Annotated in this window: 16 protein-coding genes and 2 pseudogenes; 11 read left to right on the forward strand and 7 right to left on the reverse strand. The window is 68.0% G+C overall.

Annotated elements, in window-relative coordinates; genetic code table 11:
* Positions 1-96: 96 nt before the first annotated feature.
* From G3N92_RS05930 to purU, 4 genes are all read left to right on the forward strand, one after another.
* Positions 97-663: an adenine phosphoribosyltransferase gene (locus tag G3N92_RS05930; protein WP_206126526.1), complete on the forward strand. Its 567-nt coding sequence runs from the start codon at positions 97-99 to the stop codon at positions 661-663.
* Positions 664-728: 65 nt separating this feature from the next.
* Positions 729-1,343 carry a LysE family translocator gene (locus G3N92_RS05935; RefSeq protein ID WP_206126527.1) on the forward strand — a complete coding sequence of 205 codons (615 nt, stop codon included), beginning with the start codon at positions 729-731 and terminating at the stop codon, positions 1,341-1,343.
* Between the two features lie 8 nt (positions 1,344-1,351).
* The gene (locus tag G3N92_RS05940) at positions 1,352-2,203 is read left to right on the forward strand and encodes an NUDIX hydrolase family protein (RefSeq protein ID WP_206126528.1); all 852 of its coding nucleotides are present in this window, start codon (positions 1,352-1,354) and stop codon (positions 2,201-2,203) included.
* Positions 2,204-2,306: 103 nt separating this feature from the next.
* Positions 2,307-3,188: a formyltetrahydrofolate deformylase gene (purU, locus tag G3N92_RS05945; RefSeq protein ID WP_206126529.1), complete on the forward strand. Its 882-nt coding sequence runs from the start codon at positions 2,307-2,309 to the stop codon at positions 3,186-3,188.
* Positions 3,189-3,236: 48 nt separating this feature from the next.
* Here purU and G3N92_RS05950 read toward each other — a convergent pair whose 3' ends face one another.
* Both G3N92_RS05950 and uvrA read right to left on the reverse strand, forming a co-directional pair.
* Complete coding sequence (locus G3N92_RS05950; protein WP_206126530.1) at positions 3,237-4,322, reverse strand: AI-2E family transporter; 1,086 nt, start codon at positions 4,320-4,322, stop codon at positions 3,237-3,239.
* 169 nt (positions 4,323-4,491) lie between these two features.
* A complete protein-coding gene (gene uvrA / locus G3N92_RS05955; protein WP_206126531.1) occupies positions 4,492-7,362 on the reverse strand; it encodes an excinuclease ABC subunit UvrA in 2,871 nt (956 codons plus the stop codon).
* Positions 7,363-7,591: 229 nt separating this feature from the next.
* Here uvrA and G3N92_RS05960 point away from each other — a divergent pair, with 229 nt between their 5' ends.
* Complete coding sequence (locus tag G3N92_RS05960) at positions 7,592-8,782, forward strand: MFS transporter (RefSeq protein ID WP_206126532.1); 1,191 nt, start codon at positions 7,592-7,594, stop codon at positions 8,780-8,782.
* Positions 8,783-8,825: 43 nt separating this feature from the next.
* Positions 8,826-9,413, forward strand: coding sequence for a single-stranded DNA-binding protein (locus tag G3N92_RS05965; RefSeq protein WP_206126533.1), 588 nt, complete (start codon positions 8,826-8,828; stop codon positions 9,411-9,413).
* An 86-nt stretch (positions 9,414-9,499) separates the two neighbouring features.
* On the opposite strand, the gene prpR is transcribed toward G3N92_RS05965, so the two are convergent.
* A complete protein-coding gene (gene prpR, locus G3N92_RS05970; protein WP_206126534.1) occupies positions 9,500-11,512 on the reverse strand; it encodes a propionate catabolism operon regulatory protein PrpR in 2,013 nt (670 codons plus the stop codon).
* Positions 11,513-11,740: 228 nt separating this feature from the next.
* Between prpR and G3N92_RS05975 the strand changes: the two genes are divergently transcribed.
* Complete coding sequence (locus G3N92_RS05975) at positions 11,741-12,625, forward strand: oxaloacetate decarboxylase (RefSeq protein ID WP_206126535.1); 885 nt, start codon at positions 11,741-11,743, stop codon at positions 12,623-12,625.
* A 38-nt stretch (positions 12,626-12,663) separates the two neighbouring features.
* Positions 12,664-13,932 (forward strand): annotated as a pseudogene (locus tag G3N92_RS05980) (MFS transporter); the annotation flags it as partial.
* On the opposite strand, the pseudogene G3N92_RS35465 reads toward G3N92_RS05980, so the two are convergent.
* Positions 13,914-14,147 (reverse strand): annotated as a pseudogene (locus G3N92_RS35465) (hypothetical protein); the annotation flags it as partial. The pseudogenes G3N92_RS05980 and G3N92_RS35465 sit on opposite strands and share 19 nt — an antisense overlap.
* A gap of 119 nt (positions 14,148-14,266) precedes the next feature.
* Here G3N92_RS35465 and G3N92_RS05985 point away from each other — a divergent pair.
* On the forward strand, positions 14,267-15,547 hold the full coding sequence (locus G3N92_RS05985) for an amino acid deaminase (protein WP_206126537.1): 1,281 nt from the start codon (positions 14,267-14,269) through the stop codon (positions 15,545-15,547).
* Between the two features lie 124 nt (positions 15,548-15,671).
* Complete coding sequence (locus G3N92_RS05990) at positions 15,672-16,253, forward strand: DJ-1/PfpI family protein (RefSeq protein WP_206126546.1); 582 nt, start codon at positions 15,672-15,674, stop codon at positions 16,251-16,253.
* Between the two features lie 54 nt (positions 16,254-16,307).
* Here G3N92_RS05990 and G3N92_RS05995 read toward each other — a convergent pair whose 3' ends face one another.
* Together G3N92_RS05995 and G3N92_RS06000 are read right to left on the reverse strand one after the other, a co-directional pair.
* Complete coding sequence (locus G3N92_RS05995; protein ID WP_206126538.1) at positions 16,308-16,808, reverse strand: MarR family transcriptional regulator; 501 nt, start codon at positions 16,806-16,808, stop codon at positions 16,308-16,310.
* Positions 16,809-16,849: 41 nt separating this feature from the next.
* Positions 16,850-18,445 carry an MFS transporter gene (locus tag G3N92_RS06000; RefSeq protein WP_206126539.1) on the reverse strand — a complete coding sequence of 532 codons (1,596 nt, stop codon included), beginning with the start codon at positions 18,443-18,445 and terminating at the stop codon, positions 16,850-16,852.
* A gap of 116 nt (positions 18,446-18,561) precedes the next feature.
* Here G3N92_RS06000 and G3N92_RS06005 point away from each other — a divergent pair, with 116 nt between their 5' ends.
* On the forward strand, positions 18,562-19,446 hold the full coding sequence (locus tag G3N92_RS06005) for an EcsC family protein (RefSeq protein WP_206126540.1): 885 nt from the start codon (positions 18,562-18,564) through the stop codon (positions 19,444-19,446).
* Here G3N92_RS06005 and G3N92_RS06010 read toward each other — a convergent pair.
* Positions 19,428-19,866 (reverse strand): alpha/beta hydrolase fold domain-containing protein (locus G3N92_RS06010; RefSeq protein WP_206126541.1); only part of this gene is annotated, 439 nt, incomplete at its 5' end. The genes G3N92_RS06005 and G3N92_RS06010 overlap by 19 nt on opposite strands.

Consider the following 19,866-nt stretch of genomic DNA (forward strand, 5'->3'; position numbering starts at 1 on the left):
TGCCGGTTTCCCGCTCGTCGATCCGGCCCTCGATTCACTCAACCCCATTTGCCTGAACGGCGCGCGCGTTCGCCCGCCGTTGCTTCGGAGAAGTTCATGAGCCACCAGCCGTCGGGCGTGTCGCCCGATCCCGCCGAGTTCGTCCGCCGCCATGTGCGCACGGTGCCGGACTGGCCGCAGCCGGGCGTGCAGTTCCGCGACATCACCCCGATCCTGCAGAGCGCGAAGGCGCTGCGCGTGCTGGTCGACCTGCTGGTCGAGCGCTATGTGGGCGCCAAGCTCGATTACGTGGCCGGGCTCGACGCACGTGGCTTCATCATCGCGCCGATCGTCGCCTATGAACTGAACATCGGCTTCGTGCCGATCCGCAAGCTCGGCAAGCTGCCGTACAAGACCCAATCCGAATCGTACGAACTCGAATACGGCAGCGCGACCGTCGAGATCCACGAGGATGCCTGCAAGCCGGGCGACCGCGTGATCATCGTCGACGACCTGATCGCGACGGGCGGCACCATGATGGCCGGCAAGAAGCTGCTCGAACGGCTCGGCGCGACGGTGGTGGAGGGTGCGGCGATCATCGATCTGCCCGATCTCGGCGGCTCGGCGCTGCTGCGCGGCGCCGGCCTGCCGCTCTACACGGTCACGGAGTTCGCGGGCCACTGAGCGCGGCGCGCGCCGGTTTTCCGTTTTGCCCTTTTCCCGATTCCCTTCAGCGAGCTAGCCCGGTCATGCCGAACTTCCTGCTGTTCCTCGCCACCTCGATCGCGATCACGGTCGCGCCGGGCCCCGACAACCTCCAGGTGCTCGCGCGCGGCATCTCGCAAGGGCGCGCGGCCGGCCTCGTGTCGGCGCTCGGCTTCGCGGCCGGCGTGATCTTTCACACCACGCTCGCCGCGTTCGGCGTGGCGGCGCTGCTGCGCTCGTCGCCGGTGGCGTTCCATATCCTGAAGTTCGCAGGCGCGGCCTATCTGATCTGGATCGGCATCAAGGCGCTGCGCAGCCAGGGCCTGGCCACGGCCGACGCGCGCGCGCCGCAGCCGCTGCTGACGATCTTCCGGCAGAGCGTGATCGGCAACATGCTGAACCCGAAGGTGACGCTGTTCTTCGTGGTGTTTCTGCCGCAGTTCGTCGACGTGGGCGGCGCGCAGCCGGTGTCGCTGCAGATGTTCGAGCTGGGCCTGCTGTTCATGGCGCAGGCGGCCGTGGTGTTCTCGGTGTTCGGCCTGTGCGCCGGCCTGCTCGGCGCCTGGCTCAAGCGCCGGCCGCGCGCGGGCGTCTGGCTCGACCGGCTGGCGGGCGCGACGTTCATCGGGCTCGGCCTGCGCATCGCGTTCAAGGATTGAGCCGCCTCATGACGTTTTCCTGCATTGCCGCCGCGCGCCGCTTCGATGCGGCCGCGCATGTGCCGTTCACGATCGCCGGCGAGCGCTTCGGCTGGATCCGCCGCGCCGATCTCGACGCGCTGCGCCGCTGGCCCGACGTGTTCGAGATCGACGCCGCGCGCGTTGCGCTGTCGGCCGCGCTCGATACGCCCGACACGCGCAGCATGGCGCTCGCCGGCGTGATCGGCGCGCTGGCCGCCGAAGGGCGGATTCCGGGCTGGCGCAACGAGATCTACGCGATCCGCAATCACTTCGATGCGCCGCCGGTCGCCTATATCGAGCGCGCCGCGTCGCGCTTCTTCGGCACGATGACGTACGCGGTGCACCTGAACGGCATCGTAGAATACGCAGCCGCGCAGCCGCTGCGGATGTGGATCGGGCGGCGCAGCGACACCAAGGCGACCGATCCGGGCATGCTCGACAACGTCGTGGCGGGCGGGATCGGCTGGGGCCTCGGCGTCGAGGACACGCTGGCCAAGGAATGCTGGGAAGAGGCGGGGATCGAGGCCGCGCTGGCCGCGCGCGCGATCGCGGGCCGCACCGTGCATGTGCTTTGCGAGATTCCGGAAGGCACCCAGGCCGAGCAGATCTTCGTCTACGACCTGCCGCTGCCGCACGATTTCGTGCCGCACAACCAGGATGGCGAAGTGGCCGAGCACCGGCTGGCCGATGCGGCCGAGGTGATCGGCTGGCTCGCGGCCGGCGAGGCGACGATGGACGCGAGCCTGGCGATCCTCGACAGCCTGCTGCGCCACCGCGCGCTGGCGGCCGACGCCGCGCCCGGCATCGACGCGCTGTTCGCGCCGCCGCGCGAGGCGTGAGGCCGGAGGGCTTGCCGGGCTTCGCACACCGAAACAACCGGCGCCCGCACGTCGCTGCGGGCGCTGCATGGATTCAACCGATTCAAACGATGGAGGTGCGGTCATGTCGACCGACCATAGCTTTATCCTGAAACTGTCGTGCCCCGACAAGCACGGCATCGTGCATGCCGTCTCGGGTTTCCTGTTCGAACGCGATACCAACATCGTCGATTCCGCGCAGTTCGGCGACAGCCGCACCAGCGAATTCTTCATGCGCGTGCATTTCGACCAGACCACCGGCAGCGATGTCGAGGCCACGCTCGAGGCGCTGCGCAACGATTTCGCGCCGCTCGCCGAGCGTTTCGACATGCGTTGGGAAATGCACGATGCGCGGGCCAAGCCGCGCGTCGTGATCCTCGTGTCGAAGATCGGCCACTGCCTGAACGACCTGCTGTTCCGCTATCGCACCGGCCAGTTGCCGATCGATATCGTCGCGATCGTGTCGAATCACAAGGATTTTTATCAGCTGGCGGCCAGCTACGACGTGCCGTTCCATCACTTCCCGCTGATGGCCGGCGCCTCGGCCGAGGCGAAGGCCGCGCAGGAAGCGCGCGTGCTGGACGTGATCGGCGAGCATTCGGCGGACCTGGTGGTGCTCGCGCGCTACATGCAGATCCTGTCGCCGAACATGTGCGAGCAGCTCGCCGGGCGCGCGATCAATATCCATCACTCGTTCCTGCCGAGCTTCAAGGGCGCGAAGCCGTATTACCAGGCGTTCGACCGCGGTGTGAAGCTGATCGGCGCGACCGCCCACTACGTGACGACCGACCTCGACGAAGGCCCGATCATCGAGCAGGAAGTGGAGCGCGTGGACCACAGCATGACGCCCGAGCAACTGACGGCGATCGGCCGCGACGTGGAATGCGTGACGCTCGCGCGTGCCGTGAAGTGGCACGTCGAGCATCGGATCCTGTTGAACGGCACCAAGACGGTGGTGTTCCGCTGATTCGGGGAAGCGGGCGGGGCGGCGGCGGTAACGCGCGGCCCCGCGCCGTCAGATCAGGCGCAGCGTCGACAGCTCGCGCTTGATGTAGGCATAGAAGATCGGCGCGGCGATCACGCCCGGCACGCCGAACGCCGCTTCCATCACGAGCATCGCCAGCAGCAATTCCCATGCGCGCGATTCGATCTGGCCGCCGATGATGCGCGCGTTCAGGAAGTATTCGAGCTTGTGGATCACGATCAGGAACGCGAGCGACGCGATCGCCGTGCCCACGCCCACCGACAGCGACACGGCCACGATCAGCGTGTTCGAGATCAGATTGCCGATCACCGGCATCAGCCCGACGATGAACGTGATCAGCACCAGCGTTTTCGACAGCGGCATCTTCACGTGCGCGATCGGCAGCACGGCCAGCAGATAGACGGCGGTGAACGCCGCGTTGATCGCCGAGATCTTGATCTGCGCGAACACGATGCGGCGGAACGAATCGGCGAACAGCCCGGCGCGCGCCAGCAGCGCCGTGGAGAGCGGGCGGCGCGCCTTGTTGCGATCCACGCCGATCGCGATCATCGCGCCGATGATCATCCCGAACAGCACATGACCGAAGATCCGCGCGGCGCTCTTGCCGCCTTGCTGGAGCTGGTCCATGTGCTTCGACATCAGGCCGGTGGCCTTCACCTTCATTTGCGCGGCATCCACCGGCAGCACATTCGCGAGCCAGCCCGGCACGCGCCCGCGCGCCTGATCGATCAGTTGCATCATCTGGCCCATCAGGCCCTGCAGGTTCGGCACCGTGTGCTCGACGTGCTCGATGATCGCGGCCGTGAGGCCGGCCAGCCCGCCGACGATCACCACCGACAGCAGCACCACGGCGAGCCAGCGCGCCCGCCCGCTCGACATGTGCCGCTCGATGGCCGGCGCAATGGTGTGGACGAGTTGATAGACGAGCAGCCCGGCCAGCAGGCCCGAGAGCAGCTTCAGATGGAGCACCAGGAACAGGCCCAGCGCGGCGAGGAGGTAGCTGCCGATCTCGATCGCCGACAGCTTCGGCAGGCTGAAATCGCTCGTCAGCCTGACACTGCGCAGATGAGGCTCGCGCGACGGGGCGTCGCGCGTCGACTCGGTGTGCTTCTCCATGACGGTTCCTGTTCGGTCGGTACGGTTCGCGCGCTCGTGGACAAGGCGCACGCCGCCCGCATCGCGCGAGTATAGCAACGATTGACGGCAGAAAATGCCGGTGCGGTTACCGAGAACAGGGGAGCGATGAACGCGCCGCCGGGCCGGGGAGGCCGCGGCGGCTGCGGGTTTACTGCTTGGGACGCTTGAGCAGCGGCGCGAGGTATTTGCCGGTGAAGCTGGCCTTGGTTTTCGCGACCTGCTCGGGCGTGCCCTGGGCGATGATCTGCCCGCCGCCGGCGCCGCCCTCCGGCCCGAGGTCGATGACCCAGTCGGAGGTTTTGATGACGTCGAGGTTGTGCTCGATGATGACGACCGTGTTGCCCTGGTCGCGCAGCCGGTGGATCACTTCGAGCAGCAGCGCGATGTCGTGGAAGTGCAGGCCGGTGGTCGGCTCGTCGAGGATGTAGAGCGTGCGGCCGGTGTCGCGCTTGGACAGTTCCAGCGAGAGCTTGACGCGCTGCGCCTCGCCGCCCGACAGCGTGGTGGCCGACTGGCCGAGCCGGATGTAGCCGAGGCCCACGTCGAGCAGCGTCTTGAGCTTGCGCGCCACCACCGGCACCGCGCTGAAGAACGCATAGGCGTGCTCGACCGTCATGTCGAGCACTTCGCTGATGTTCTTGCCCTTGTACAGCACCTCGAGCGTTTCGCGGTTGTAGCGCTTGCCGTGGCAGACGTCGCACGGCACGTACACGTCGGGCAGGAAGTGCATCTCGACCTTCAGCACGCCGTCGCCCTGGCAGGCCTCGCAGCGGCCGCCCTTGACGTTGAACGAGAAGCGGCCCGGATCGTAGCCGCGCTCCTTCGAGGCCGGCACGCCCGAGAACAGCTCGCGGATCGGCGTGAACAGGCCCGTGTAGGTGGCCGGGTTCGAGCGCGGCGTGCGGCCGATCGGCGACTGATCGACGTTGATGACCTTGTCGAAATGCTCGAGGCCCTCGATCGATTCGTACGGCGCCGGTTCGGCCGACGAGCCGTACAGGTGGCGCGCCACGGCCTGATAGAGCGTGTCGTTGATCAGCGTGGATTTGCCGGAACCCGACACGCCGGTGATGCAGGTCAGCAGGCCGACCGGCAGGTCGAGCGAGACGTGCTTGAGGTTGTTGCCGTGCGCGTCGCCGATCCGCAGCATCCGATCCTCGTCGGGCGCCATGCGTTCGTCGGGATATTCGATGAACTTCTTGCCGGCCAGGTACTGGCCCGTCAGCGAGGTCGCGTTGGCCTGCACCTGCTTCGGCGTGCCTTCGGCGATCACCACGCCGCCGTGTTCGCCGGCGCCCGGGCCCATGTCGACCACGTAATCGGCCGTGCGGATCATGTCCTCGTCGTGCTCGACCACGATCACCGAGTTGCCGAGATCGCGCAGGTGCTTGAGCGTGGCGATCAGGCGGTCGTTGTCGCGCTGGTGCAGGCCGATCGACGGCTCGTCGAGCACGTACATGACGCCCGTGAGGCCCGAGCCGATCTGCGAGGCGAGCCGGATGCGCTGCGCCTCGCCGCCCGACAGCGTTTCGGCGCTGCGGTCGAGCGACAGGTAATCGAGGCCCACGTTATTGAGGAACGTCAGCCGGGCGACGATTTCCTTGATGACCTTGTCGGCGATCTCCGCCTTCGAGCCGTCGAGCTGAAGCTTGTCGAAATAGCCGAGCGTATCGCGCAGCGGCAAGCCGCTCACTTCATAGATGGCGCGCGCCTGCTCGCCGGTGCCGATGCGCACGAAACGCGCCTCGCGGCGCAGGCGCGTGCCGTCGCAGGCCGGGCAGGGCTGGTTGTTCTGGTATTTGGCGAGCTCCTCGCGCACCGCGGCCGAATCGGTCTCGCGGTAGCGGCGCTCCAGGTTCGGGATGATCCCCTCGAACACGTGCTCGCGAATCGTCGTGCGGCCGCGCTCGTTGATGTACGAGAACGGGATTTCCTGCTTGCCCGAGCCGTACAGCAGGATCTTGCGCACCTTTTCGGGCAGATCCTCGAAGGCGGCGTCGATGTCGAACTCGTAGAACGCCGCGAGGCTCTGCAGCATCTGGAAGTAGAACTGGTTGCGCCGGTCCCAGCCCTTCACGGCGCCGGCGGCCAGCGACAGCGACGGATGCGCCACCACCCGCTTCGGATCGAAGAACGTGATCTGGCCGAGGCCGTCGCATTCCGGGCAGGCGCCCATCGGGTTGTTGAACGAGAACAGGCGCGGTTCGAGCTCCTGCAGCGAATACGAGCAGATCGGGCAGGCGAACTTCGAGCTGAACAGGTGTTCCTGATCGGTATCCATCTCGAGCGCGATCGCGCGGCCGTCGGCCAGGCGCAGCGCCGTTTCGAACGATTCGGCCAGGCGCTGCTTCATGTCCGCGCGCACCTTCAGGCGGTCGACCACTACGTCGATGGTGTGCTTGTCGTTCTTCTTGAGCTTCGGCAGCGATTCGACCTCGTAGATCTTCGCCACGCCCTCGTTGGCCGTGCCGCCGCCCGAGCGCACCCGGAACCGCACGAAACCGTGGGCCTGCATCTCCTCGAACAGCTCGGCGTGCTCGCCCTTGCGGTTGGCGACCACCGGCGCGAGGATCATCAGCTTGGTGTCCTCCGGCAGCGCCAGCGCGGCGTCGACCATCTGCGAGACGCTTTGCGCCTGCAGCGGGATCTCGTGGTCGGGGCAATGCGGTGTGCCGACACGTGCGTACAAAAGTCGCAGGTAATCGTGGATTTCCGTGACGGTGCCGACGGTCGAACGCGGGTTGTGCGACGTGGCCTTCTGTTCGATCGAAATCGCCGGGGACAAGCCCTCGATCAGGTCGACGTCGGGCTTCTCCATCAACTGAAGAAACTGCCGCGCGTAGGCGGACAGGCTTTCGACGTAGCGCCGCTGCCCTTCCGCATAAAGGGTGTCGAACGCCAACGACGATTTGCCCGACCCCGACAGCCCCGTGATCACCACCAGCTTGTGGCGCGGCAGGTCGAGATTGACGTTCTTCAGGTTGTGGGTGCGTGCCCCACGGATACGGATCTGTTCCATGAACCTGGCGAAAGAGGAGGAAACCAAACCTGCTACTATAACGGCTTTTCGAGACCGTCGTTTCGGGCTCCCGGCTCTCGATTCCGCCTGCTGCGCAGGCAGTTTCGGGGCACGCGCTGCGTACATTGCGGCGCAGGCGAGGCAGTCTGGCGGCGCAACTCGGAGCCGGCCTTATCCCCCGCCGCCCGCAATCGGGCGGATGCCCGCTCAAATCGACCCGCTTCCCCCGATGTCCAATCCGTCCGCTTCTTCTGCTCGCATGAGTGCGCCCGAAATGCGCGCGACCGCCTCGCTTGCCGCCATCTTCGCGCTGCGCATGCTGGGCCTGTTCATGATCATGCCGGTGTTTTCCGTCTACGCGAAAACGATCCCCGGCGGCGACAACGTGCTGCTCGTCGGCATTGCGCTCGGCGCCTACGGCGTGACGCAATCGCTGCTCTATATCTTCTACGGCTGGGCGTCCGACCGTTTCGGCCGCAAGCCGGTGATCGCGTTCGGCCTGCTGGTGTTCGCGCTCGGCGCGTTCATCGCGGCGTTCGCCCACGACATCACGTGGATCATCGTCGGCCGGGTCGTGCAGGGAATGGGGGCGGTATCGTCGGCGGTGCTGGCGTTCATCGCCGATCTGACCTCGGAGCGCAACCGCACCAAGGCGATGGCGATGGTCGGCGGCTCGATCGGCGTGTCGTTCGCGGTGGCGATCGTGGGCGCGCCGATCGTGTTCCACTGGGTCGGCATGAACGGGCTGTTCACGATCGTCGGCGTGCTGTCGCTGCTCGCGATCGGCGTGGTGTTCTGGGTCGTGCCCGACGCGCCGAAGCCGCCGGTGCACGTGAAGGCGCCGTTCGCCGAGGTGCTGCGCAACACCGAACTGCTGCGCCTGAATTTCGGCGTGCTGGTGCTGCATGCCACGCAAACCGCGCTGTTCCTCGTCGTGCCGCGCCTGCTGGTGGACGCCGGGCTGCCGGTGGCGTCGCACTGGCAGGTGTATCTGCCGGTGATGGGGCTGGCGTTCGTGGCGATGGTGCCGGCCATCATCGTGGCCGAGAAGCGCGGCAAGATGAAACCCGTGCTGCTTGGCGGCATCGCGTCTATCCTGATCGGCCAATTGTTGCTCGGCTCCACGCCGCATACGATAGTGATCGTCGCGGCGGTGCTGTTCGTGTACTTCCTTGGCTTCAACATTCTCGAGGCCTCGCAGCCGTCGCTCGTTTCGAAGCTCGCACCGGGTTCGCGCAAGGGCGCGGCCACCGGCGTCTACAACACCACGCAGTCGATCGGCCTGGCGCTGGGCGGCGTGGTGGGCGGCTGGCTGCTGAAGACGGGCGGCGCGAACGAGGTGTTCTATACCTGCTCTGGCTTGGTGGCGGTGTGGCTTATAATCGCCGCCAGCATGAAAGCGCCCCCGCGCAAGGCTTGACAGGCCGCGCGCCGCGGCGCTTTCGAATTTTTTGGAGAAATACATGGCATCCGTCAACAAGGTCATTCTCGTCGGCAACCTCGGCGCCGATCCCGAAGTGCGTTACCTGCCGAGCGGCGATGCCGTGGCGAACATTCGCCTCGCCACCACCGACCGCTACAAGGACAAGGCAAGCAACGAATTCAAGGAAGTGACCGAGTGGCATCGCGTGGCGTTCTTCGGCCGTCTGGCCGAGATCGTCAACGAGTACCTGAAGAAGGGCTCGGCGGTGTACATCGAAGGACGCCTGCGTACCCGCAAGTGGCAAGGCCAGGACGGCCAGGATCGCTACTCGACCGAAATCGTCGCCGACCAGATGCAGATGCTCGGCGGCCGTGGCGGCGCGGGCGGTGGCGGCGGCGGCGGCGACGATGGCTACGGCGGTGGCGGTGGTGGTGGTTACAGCGGCGGTGGTTACGGCGGCGGCAACCGTGGCGGTAGCGGCGGCGGCAGCCGCGGCGGCGACATGGAACGCGGCGGTGGCGGCGGCGGTGGTGGCCGTGCATCGGGCGGCGGCGGCGGTGCGAGCCGTCAGAACCAGCAGCCGTCGGGCGGCGGTTTCGACGAGATGGACGACGATATCCCGTTCTGATCGGCAACACGCCCTCTGCTCAAAAAGACCTCGACCGTGCGTCGAGGTCTTTTTTTATCTGCCGCGCGGAAGCCGCGGCGGCAGCCTCAAGCCGACGGCGGCGTCTTCATGATCCGCCACAGCGTCGTGCGCCCGATGCCGAGCGCCCGGCTCGCCGCGGCGCGATTGCCGCCGTGTGTCGCAAGCGCGCGTTCGATGTCCGCGCGTGTGACCGGCGCAGGGGGTGCCTGGCGGCGATCGCGCGCCGCATCCTCGCCTTGCGCCGCCGATAACGGCCGATCGTCGCCATTGCCCGGCTCGGCGCCCAGCCTGTCGCCTAGCCCGTCATCCGCCGCGAACTCCGGAAAAATCCCGGCCAACAGCGCGGGCACCGACACCTCGCCCTCATCCCCCGCGGCAAACAGCGCCGCCCGCGTCAGCAGATTCTCCAGCTCCCGGACATTCCCCGGCCACGCATAACCCGCGAAATACGGCGCGAACCACGCCAGCACGCGCTCGGCCGAATCCGGCGCCAGCGCGTAGCGCGCGGCCGTCGCCCGCAACAGGTGCCGCGCCAGCGCCGCAATATCCTCGCGCCGCTCGCGCAGCGCCGGCAGCGCGATATTGAGCAGGTTGAGCCGGAAATACAGATCGGCCCGGAAGCTGCCCTCCGCCACCATCGCGCGCAAATCGCGGTGCGTCGCCGCGATCACGCGAATATCCACCGGCGTCGCGCGGCTCGCGCCGAGCTTCATCACCTCGCGCTCCTGCAGCACGCGCAGCAGCCGGCTTTGCAGCGCGGGCGGCATCTCGCCGATCTCGTCGAGGAACAGCGTGCCGGTGTGGGCCGTCTCGATCAGGCCGGGCTTGCCGCCGCGCCGCGCGCCCGTAAACGCCCCTTCCTCGTGGCCGAACAGCTCGCTTTCGATCAGCCCGTCGGGCAGCGCGGCGCAATTGAACGCGACGAACGGATTGCCGCGCCGCTGGCTCGCGTTGTGGATGCCCTGCGCGACCAGCTCCTTGCCGGTGCCGCTTTCTCCAGTCAGCAGCACCGTGGCGTCGTGCCGGGCGCCGATCGTCGCGAGCCGGCGCACGCGCGTCATGGCGGCGGAATCGCCCACCAGGTCGGTCAGCTCGTAGCGCGCCACCAGATGGCGCGGGCGCTGCGTGGTGCGCAGCGACCGGTCGATGCGCTGCGCGACGAGCGCGTCCTGCACCGTCACGACCGTGCCCGAACGCACGCCCTGCTCGACGATCGGCACGCCGCCGACGATCAGCGAACGTCCGCCGATCTGCTGGATCCGCTCGTCCACGGGCGCGTCGCTGCTCGCCACTTCGCGCAACAGCGGGCCGACCGCGCGCTCCAGCTGGGCGGCCAGGTCGGCGCCGCGGTCGAGGTTCAGCAGATTCAGCATCGCCGGGTTCACGGCCTCGAGCTGCCCGGCGTCGTCGAACGCGGCCACGCCGTCGCGCAGGTGCGACACGATGGTGTTCAGGCGCACGCGTTTCGATTCCTTCTGGCGGCTCACGCGCGCCAGTTCGACCGAGCGCTCGAACGCTTCGCCCACCGCGCCGATCGAGTACAGGAACACGCTTTCGAGGCCCGCCGCCTGCGCCAGATCGCAGGCCATGCCCGGCCCGATGATCACGCGGCAGCCCGACGCGGCCAGCGTCTCGACGGCGGTGCGCACCTCGTCGACGGTGCGGTAGGCGCGCTGCGTGAGGCGCAGCTTGAGCCACGCGCCGAGGTCGGCCAGCTCGTGCGACACGCTTTCGTGCAGCACCAGCCCGATCGCGTCGCCGGGCCAGGTGGCGTTGGCGTGCGTGATGGCCGCGAGCACGTCGAAGCCGTTCACGCGCACCACCACCACCGGCACGTTCAGGTTGTCGCGCAGATACGCGCCGTTCGAGCCGGCGGCCAGCACGACGTCCACGGTGCCCGCCTCGATCGCCGGCTGCAGGGCGGCCACCGCGTTGCCGTAGCCCTCGCGGATATAGATCAGGCGGGCCCGGTCGTCGTAGCGCGGCGCGACGGTCGCGAACAGGTGCTGCAGGCGGCTGATGCTGACGAGCGCGATGGCGGGGCGGCCCTGGCGCGGCGACGGGTTGGGCGAGGACATGGGCGTGGCGGCCGGATGAGGATGGAACGATGTTGAAACGTTTCGATGCGTTCGAAAGTGTTCCGTGGATTCTGCCATGAAACGCATCGCGAAAAATCCGCCCGGCATTCGGCCCAGCCGGACGTCCTCCCGGCCGCGTTCCGCCGTGTTGCGCGCCAAATCCGGCGATTGGCACGCTTTTCGCAATCACAGGGCCGCACACCTCCAACCCCTCATCAGGAAATCGCCATGTCTTCCTCTGCCAGCCTGCGACGCGCCGCATTCCGCGCCAAGGTCAACGAACGCCGCGGCCTGCTCGTGCCGGGCGCCTTCAACGCGATGAGCGCGCGCGTCATCGAGGACGCCGGCTTCGAGGCGCTGTACCTGACGGGCGCCGGCGTCACCAACATGTCGTTCGGCCTGCCGGATCTCGGCTTCATCGGCCTGAGCGACATCGCCGAACACACTGCGCGGGTGCGCGACGCGGTGGATCTGCCGCTGATCGTCGATGCCGATACCGGCTTCGGCAACGCGCTGAACGTGCGTCACACGGTGCGCACGCTGGAGCGCAGCGGCGCGGACGCGATCCAGTTCGAGGATCAGGTCATGCCGAAGAAGTGCGGCCACTTCAACAACAAGGAGGTGATCGGCCGCGGCGAGATGGTCGGCAAGATCCGTGCGGCGGTGGATGCGCGCGACGACGCCAACCTGCTGATCATGGCGCGCACCGACGCGGCGGCCGTGCACGGCATCGAGGATGCGATCGAGCGCGGCCATGCGCTGATCGAGGCCGGCGCGGACATCCTGTTCATCGAGGCGACCGAGCGGTTGGAGGACATCGAGCGCCTGCCGAAACTGATCGACGCCCCGCAACTGATCAACATCGTGATCGGCGGCAAGACGCCGGTGCAGTCGCGCGACACGCTCGCGGGCCTCGGCTACGCGCTCGTGCTGTACGCGAACGCGGCGCTGCAGGGCGCGCTGGTCGGCATGCAGCGCGCGCTCGGCCAGTTGAGCGCCAACGGCCGGCTCGACGAGGATCCGTCGATCGTGGCGCCGTTCGCCGAGCGCCAGCGGCTCGTCAACAAGCCGTTCTACGACCAGCTCGATCGCGACTACGCCGCGAAGGGCTGAGCCCGTCCATCCAGAACACATCAATACGAGGAGACACCATGACGGACATGCGCGACCTGGAGATCGACGCCGCGCGGGGCGCGGCGGCGGCCGGGCCGGTGCCGGCGCCGACCATCCGCTCGATCGTCGGCGGCCTGGCCGGCAACCTGATCGAGTGGTACGACTTTCTCGCCTACAGCATCTTTTCGATCTACTTCGCGAAGGCGTTCTTCCCGAGCGACAAGCCGACCGTACAACTGATGAATACGGCGGCGATCGCGGCGGTGGGCTATGTGGCGCGGCCGCTCGGCAGTTGGCTGGTGGGGTTGTACGCCGACCGGCACGGGCGCAAGAAGGCGCTGACCTGGTCGGTGACGGCGATGTGCGTGGGGTCGCTGATGATTGCCGTGACGCCCGACTACGCGACCATCGGCGTGCTCGCGCCGATCGTGCTGATCGCGGCGCGGCTGCTGCAAGGGCTCAACATGGGCGGCGAATACGGCACCAGCGCCACGTACCTGAGCGAAATCGCGCCGCCGAACCGGCGCGGCTTCTATCTGGGCTTTCTTCAGGTCAGCGTGGTGGCGGGGCAACTGGTGGCGCTCGCGCTGATGCTCGTCATGCAGAACCTGCTGATGAGCGGCGCGCAGATCGAGCGCTGGGGCTGGCGCCTGCCGTTCCTGATCGGCGGCGCGCTCGCGCTGTTCGCGCTGTACATGCGCCGCAACGTGACCGAATCGGACGCGTTCCGCCGCGCCGCGCGCGAGGACGGCCCGTCGGTCGCGCGCCAGTTGTTCGTGCACTGGCCGCAGATCCTGCTCGCGATCGGCATCACGATCGGCGGTACGGTGGGCTTCTACACGTTCACCGTCTATATGCAGAAATACCTCGTGAACACGGTGGGCCTGACGAAGGAAACCGCCACGCTGGTATCGACCGCCGCGCTGCTGCTCTACATGCCGTTGCAGCCGCTGTTCGGGCTTGCGTCCGACGTGTTCGGGCGGCGCGCCGTGCTGATCGTGTTCGGGTTGTCGACGACGCTGTTCTCGGTGCCGCTCTTCACGGCGCTGAGCCGCACGCACAGCCCGTTGATCGCGTTCCTGCTGTCGTTCGCGGGGCTGGTGATGCTGAGCGGCTTCACGTCCGTGCACATGCTGGCGAAGACCGAACTGTTCCCGGTGCGGATTCGCGCGCTCGCGGTGGGACTGCCGTATGCGCTGACCACGGCGATCCTCGGCGGCACGACGGAGTTCGTCGCGCTGCGGTTCAAGGCGAGCGGCCACGAACAGTATTTCTATTGGTATGTGACGGCCTGCGCGGCGATCTCGCCGATGCTGGCATGCGCGGCGGCGGCCAGATCGTCGAGGATGCGCGCGGCCACCTTGCGTTCGGCGTCGCGCAGTGCGGGCGCGCATTCGGCGATCCGTGCCACGATGTCGAACGCGAGCTGGGCCGTGGCCGGCGCGGCTTGCCCGGCCGTCGGCTCGGCGGCATCGTTCGGCGCAGCGAAATGGCGAGCGTCGTTGCTCGAATCGGCATTCATCGGATCAATCGCACGGTCGGTTCGTGTTAATAAATAACATCACCGGGCGGATGCTACTTTCTGTACTATCCTGCCGTCAACTTCGATACAAACATGACGAGACGATGGAGCACTCGAAGATGAAAGTTACAAACTATCAGGAAGCCACGATCCAACCGACCGGCAAGGGCCTGGGCCGCGTGCCGAGCGCGAGCGTGCAGTTGTCGGACGCGGCGCGGCTCGAATGGAACCTGCTCGCGGAAGACGTCAGCCTGCCCGCCGCGGTGCTGTACGCCGATCTCGTCGAGCACAACCTGAAGTGGATGCAGGCGTTCGTCGCCGAATACGGCGTCAAGCTCGCCCCCCACGGCAAGACCACCATGGCGCCGCAATTGTTCCGCCGCCAGATCGAAACGGGCGCCTGGGGCATCACGCTCGCCACCGCGCATCAGACGCGCGCCGCGTATCACGGCGGCATCAACCGCGTGCTGATGGCCAATCAGCTGGTCGGCAAGCACAACATGGCGATCGTCGCCGAGCTGCTGTCCGATCCCGATTTCGAATTCTTCTGCATCGTCGATTCGGCCGAGAACGTCGAGCAACTGGGCCGCTTCTTCGCCGCCGCCAACCGGCCGCTGCAGGTGCTGCTCGAACTCGGCGTGCCGGGCGGGCGCACCGGCGTGCGCGACGAAGCGCAGCGCGCCGCCGTGCTCGACGCGATCGCGCGCCATGCCGACACGATCAAGCTGGCCGGCATCGAAGTGTACGAAGGGGTGCTCAAGGAAGAAGGCGAGGTGCGCGCGTTCCTGCGGGACGCCGTGGCGCTCGCGCGCGGCTTCGCGGCCGAGGGCCGTTTCGCGCGCTCGCCGGCGGTGCTGTCGGGCGCGGGTTCGGCCTGGTACGACGTGGTGGCCGACGAATTCGCGCAGGCCCAGGCCGACGGCGTGATCGACGTGGTGCTGCGCCCGGGCTGCTATCTGACGCACGACGTCGGCATCTACCGCAAGGCGCAGACCGACATCCTCGCGCGCAATCCGGTGGCCAAGCGGATGGGCGAGGCGCTGAAGCCGGCGCTGCAGCTGTGGGCCTACGTGCAGTCGATTCCCGAGCCGGATCGCGCGATCGTCGCGCTCGGCAAGCGCGACGCGGCGTTCGACGCGGGCTACCCCGAGCCGGCGCGCCATTACCGCCCCGGCACGGAAACCGCGCCGCGCGCCGTCACGCCGGCCGACGGCTGGGAAGTGACGGGCATGATGGATCAGCACGCCTACCTGAAGATCGCGCCGGGCGCGGACGTGAAGGTGGGCGACATGATCGCGTTCGACATCTCGCACCCGTGCCTGACGTTCGACAAATGGCGGCAGATCCTGGTGGTGGACGGCGAGTACCGCGTGACCGAAGTGATCGAAACGTACTTCTGAGCCCGGCCCGGCCGCCCCGGCGCCCGCGTCCGCATCGGGCGCGCGCCGGGGCCGCTGCCCGTCACGACGCCATCCCGGCGCGAGGCGTACACTGCCCGCTCGTCTTCAACCTGCGGAGCAGATGATGGCAGCCAAGCAGATCCTCTTCCTCACCGGCGATTTCGCCGAAGACTACGAAACCATGGTGCCGTTCCAGGCGCTGCAGGCCGTCGGCCATACCGTGCATGCGGTGTGTCCCGGCAAGCGCGCCGGCGACAAGATCAAGACGGCGATCCACGATTTCGAGGGCGACCAGACCTACACCGAAAAGCCCGGCCACCACTTCACGCTGAACGCGAGCTTCGACGAGATCGACGCGGCGCGCTACGACGCCATCGCGATCGCGGGCGGCCGTGCGCCCGAATATCTGCGTCTCGAGCCCAAGGTGATTGCGCTGGTGCGCGCGTTCGTCGAGGCGGGCAAGCCCGTGGCGGCGATCTGCCATGCGGCGCAACTGCTGGCGGCCGCCGACGTGATCCGCGGCAAGAAGATTTCGGCATATCCGGCCTGCGCGCCCGAAGTGCGGATGGCGGGCGGCGAATATGCCGACATTCCGGTCGATGCGGCCGTGACCGATGCGCCGTTCGTCACCGCGCCGGCCTGGCCCGCGCATCCGGCCTGGCTCGCGCAATTCCTCAAGCTGCTCGGCACGCGCATCGAGCTTTGATGCGGCGGCGTGAAGCGCGGCGCGCGTAATCGGCGCGCCACGAACCCGCTCCGCTCAGGCCGCCGAGCGATTCGCGCCGCGGCGCGCGGCCGGCACGTCGGCCGCGTCCGGCGCCTCGGCCGGTGCGGCGCCCACTTCGGCGATCCGCGCCTCCAGCATCGCCAGCGCGCCCGACAGCGCGTTGAGCGCCTCGTCGGGCAGCGCCGACATCGTTTCGTCGAGAAACGCCACACGGCGCGGCATGCAGGCGTCGAACGCGGCACGCCCGTCCGCCGTCAGCGTGACGTTGGTCACGCGGTTGTCGCGCGGGTCCGGCGCGCGCGCGATCCAGCCGAGCGCCTCCATCGATTTCAATTGACGCGTCAGCGCGCCCGGATCGGTGCGCACCAGCTCGACGAGCCGCTTCTGCGAGGCCATGCCGCTTTCGTTATTCAGCGCGAGCAGGATCCGCCAGCGCGGCATCGGCTGGCCGACGTGCGCCTCGAAGGCGGAGAGGAACGCGCGATAGGTGCGGCCGAATTGTTGAAGAATCGCGACGCGGTCTTGGGCTTCCATGTTTCGAACGACGGTAACGGTTGATTCGTCGACCGCGCCGCTCATTCGGCGACGACGGTCGGCTCGATCTTGCCGCGCAGCCGGATCGGCGGCACGCGGCAACTCTGCCAAACGGACAGCACGGCCACCACGGCCGCGACGGCGATGCCGAGATGGATCGCCCCGACCAGCGAGGTGCGCGCGGTCTCGAGCAGCAACGGGCCCGGATGGCCCTGCTGCACGAGTTCGGCCACCACGCGCGTTTGCGCGTCGCGGTCGATCAGGATCTGCGGATCGGACAGCCGCCCGAACCACTGCATCGCGCGATCGCTGCCGAGCGCGTCGCGCACGCCGCCGGCGTACATCTGATTGACCAGCGTGCCGGTCAGCGCGGTGCCGATCATACCGCCAACCATGCGCAGCGATTGCAGCAAGGCGGTGGCGATGCCCAGATGCTCGCGGCCGGCCGTCTGCTGCGCGAACACGGTCAGGTTTGGCAGCACGAAGCCCAGGCCGATGCCGCCCGCCACCATCACGGCCAGCAGCAGCCCCTGCGGCGTGGTGTGCGACGACAGCGCCACGCCCGCGCAGGCCACCGCGAGCAGCGCGAAGCCGGCCGGCAGCATCGCGTTCGGGCTCGGAATGCGCGTCACGATGCGGCCGTTCAGAATGCTGCCGATCGTGATGAACACCACCAGCGGCGTGATCACCACGCCGGCCGCCTTCGGCGACATCCCGAAGCCGCCCTGGAACAGCAGCGGCGCGAAGAACAGCAGCGAGAACATCGAGAAGCCGGCCAGGATCGCCAGCGAGAACAGCATCGCGAGCGAACGGTTCGCGAACATGTCGAGCGGCAGCAGCGCGTGCGGGCTGCGCTTCTCCCAGCGCCACAGCGCGAAGCCGCCGGCCACCGCGATCAGCAGCAGCACGGCCGGCCAGCCGAGGAAGCCGCGCTTGGGCAGCCATTCCACGAACAGTTGCAGCGAGCCGAGCACCGCCGCGATCAGCAGCGCGCCGGGCCAGTCGAGCCGCATCTTGCCCTCGTGCTTGGCGTGGCGCAGGTGCGGCAGGTAGCGGATCACGAAATACAGCGACAGCAGCCCGAACGGCAGATTCACGTAGAACACCGAGCGCCAGCCCCAGAACTGCGTCAGGAACCCGCCGAGCGACGGGCCGATCGCGTTGGCGATGCCGAACGCCGTGCTCATCAGCACCTGCCAGCGCAGCCGCACCATCGAATCGGGGAACAGGTCGGGCACGCAGGCGAACGCGGTGCCCACCAGCATGCCGCCGCCGACGCCCTGCAGCACGCGCGCGAACACGAGGAACGTCATGCTGCCGGCCATCCCGCACAGCATCGAGGCCGCCGTGAACACCACGATCGAGGCGATCACGAACGGCTTGCGGCCATAGTAATCGCCGAGCCGGCCGAAGATCGGCACGGTGATCACCGAGGTCAGCAGGTACGACGTGGCGACCCACGCATAGAGATCGAACCCGCGCAGCTCGGCGACGATGGTCGGCAACGCGGTGCCCACCACGGTCTGATCGAAGGCGACCAGCATCGTGACGAACGACACGCCAAGCATGGCCAGCAGGGATTCGCGAAACGGCAGGACTTGCCCGCTCGAATGGTGGGCTCGGGTATGGACGGCCATCTTTTGCTCACGCAACGTTTGATGAGTCAACAATTGCGAGATAGTACCATGCATGCGGTACGCTACACAGGCTTGGATGGCCCCCGCGAACGCATCCGGAACCCGGCTGGAGGGATATGGAACCGATTTTTCACCCCGTCGACGCGACGCTGTCGCCCGAGGATCTCGACACGCTGCAGCGCGCGAAGCTGGCGCTCGAAAGCCCGTCGCTGACGATGAAGCTGACCAGCGTGGTGGGCGCGCCCATCGAGAAGATGATCGCTCGGCTGCCCGGCTTCGCCACCGACAAGATCAACGACGCAACCGAGCTGGCGCTGCGCAAGTGCCTGCATCTGGCGCTGCGCACGCTCGGCAAGTCGGGCGGCGTGGCGAGCGCGGGCGACGCGCCCGACAAGCCCAGCAACCTCCTGCACAAGCTGGCCGTGGCCACCACCGGCGCGGCGGGCGGCGCGTTCGGGCTGTTCGCGCTGCCGGTGGAGCTGCCCGTCACCACCACGCTGATGTTCCGCTCGATCTGCGACATCGCGCGCAGCGAGGGCGAGGATCTGAACTCGATCGACGCGCAGTTGCAGTGTCTGGCCGTGCTCGGCATGGGCGGCGGTTTCGCGAACGCCGGTTCGGCGGCCGGCCGGCAAGGCGGCGAGATCGATCCGGACGCCGAGCGCGACGCCGATTTCGGCTATTTCGTGCTGCGCGGCGCGCTGGCGCAGGCGGTGTCGAAGGCGTCGTCGGAGATCGCGTCGAAGGGCTTCGCGACGCACGGCTCGGCCGCGCTGCTGCGGCTCGTGCAGGCGATCGCCTCGCGCTTCTCGGCGCAGGTCACGGAGCAGATCGCCGCCAAGTCGATTCCGGCGCTCGGCGCGGTGCTCGGCGCGACCGTCAACACGCTGTTCATCGATCACTTCCAACAGGCCGCGCACGGCCACTTCGCGGTGCGCAGGCTCGAACGCAAGTATGGGCAACCGGCGATCGAGGCCGCCTATCAGGCGATCGCGATCTGAGCCTGCGTTTGCCGGGCCGTGACGCGGCGCACGAACGCGGCCGCGTCGTCGAGCGCGCGGCGCGCCTCGGGCACGAACGGCACGGCCATCTGCCAGACGTGCGGCATGCGCGGCCACACCTGCAGTTCGACGTCGACGCCGGCCGCCTGCGCGCGCTCGGCGAAACGGCGCGAATCGTCGAGCAGCACTTCGGTGCTGCCCGCCTGGATCAGCAGCGGCGGCAAACCGGCCGCGTCGGCGTAAAGCGGTGAAACGTAGGGATCGGTCGCGCTCGCGTCGCCCACGTAGAGGCGCGCGGCGCGGCCCAGCGCGGCGCCCGCGAACATCGGATCGGCGCCGTCGTTGGTCACGAGCGTCGCGCCGGTGGCGGCCAGGTCGGTCCACGGCGAGAACAGCACGGCGCCGGCCGGCAACGGCGCG

The sequence above is a fragment of the Burkholderia sp. Ac-20379 genome, assembly GCF_017104645.1.
In the GTDB taxonomy this organism is placed as follows: Bacteria; Pseudomonadota; Gammaproteobacteria; order Burkholderiales; family Burkholderiaceae; genus Burkholderia.